Origin of the sequence: Halopseudomonas oceani (genome assembly GCF_002903165.1) — a bacterium.
GTDB classification, from domain to species: Bacteria; Pseudomonadota; Gammaproteobacteria; order Pseudomonadales; family Pseudomonadaceae; genus Halopseudomonas; species Halopseudomonas oceani.
The window spans coordinates 1-1,227 of record NZ_PPSK01000057.1; the positions used below are offsets into that span (position 1 = coordinate 1).

The 1,227-nt window shown below is 52.4% G+C and carries 1 protein-coding gene; it reads left to right on the forward strand.

The features are described from left to right. Nucleotides 1–58 precede the first annotated feature (58 nt). Complete coding sequence (locus tag C1949_RS19205) at nucleotides 59–1,219, forward strand: IS30 family transposase (RefSeq protein WP_104739965.1); 1,161 nt, start codon at nucleotides 59–61, stop codon at nucleotides 1,217–1,219. Nucleotides 1,220–1,227 lie beyond the last annotated feature (8 nt).

Consider the following 1,227-nt stretch of genomic DNA (forward strand, 5'->3'; position numbering starts at 1 on the left):
GGGTTCAAGCAGTCAATGCAACACGTTATCTTTGTACTGCCCGAAGATGGAGTGCTGCATGACCAAACGAATCTGTGTCCCACTCTCGCAAGAGACTCAAAACGATATTTGGACGCGCTATAAACAAGGGCAACCGCATCGGGATATCGGGAAAGCCGTGGGTCGAGGGCGGTCCTCCGTCAACGCACTTCTTCAGGTAAACGGTGGTATTCGACCGCGTGAACGTTGCCGCTCAACCACCGCTCTATCGTTGGTCGAACGAGAGGACATCTCTCGTGGTTTGGCAGCCCAAATGTCGATTCGTGCAATCGCGCGTCAGCTCGACCGCTCTCCATCCACCATTTGTCGCGAGATAACACGCAACGGCGGTTCAAATGAATATCGCGCTACTTTGGCTGATAGTCGTGCTTGGGTTGAAGCAAAGCGGCCAAAGGCTTGCAAGCTCTCGAGTAATTCCAGTTTGCGCGATAGGGTCGTCGAGAAGCTTCAGATGCGTTGGTCACCTCAACAAATTGCCGGCTGGCTAAAAAAGATGAGCCCAGAAAATATGCTCGATTGCGTTTCCCATGAAACGATCTACAAGAGCCTGTTTATCCAAGCCAAGGGAAGTTTGAAAAAGGAGTTACAGCAGTATCTGCGCTCGAAAAAGGCCATGCGAGGCTCACGTACTTCGCGTGTGTATGAGCCCGCAAGAAATAGCATGCCAGATGCCATCTCAATTCGTGAACGTCCTGCCTCAATTGAAGATAGGGCTGTTCCTGGGCACTGGGAAGGTGACCTGATTCATGGCGCCAATCAGAGCCAGGTTGCCACCCTGGTTGAGCGCCAAACCCGCTACCTGATGCTGGTCAAGCTGGATAATAAGAGGGCCGATGAAGTCGCCGCAGCGCTTGCGGAGCAAGTGCTGCGGTTACCTAAAGAGCTGTACGCGTCTCTCACTTGGGATCGGGGCGTGGAAATGAAAGGCCACAAAAAATTCACGCTGGCCACAGAGGTGAAAGTGTACTTCTGCGACCCCAGAAGCCCTTGGCAGCGCGGTACCAACGAGAATACGAACGGCTTGCTGCGTGAATATCTATCGAGAAAAGAAGATATTTCTGTGTACTCACAAACTGAGCTTGATGAAATCGCACGCCAACTCAATGAACGACCGCGGAAAACGCTGGGGTATGATACCCCCGCTGAACGCCTTCATAGCTGTGTTGCATTGATCGCTTGAACCCACCC

Bases quoted from the DNA above. Each gene is read 5' to 3' on its own strand.
- C1949_RS19205 (WP_104739965.1), top strand. From the start codon at position 59: ATGACCAAACGAATCTGTGTCCCACTCTCGCAAGAGACTCAAAACGAT.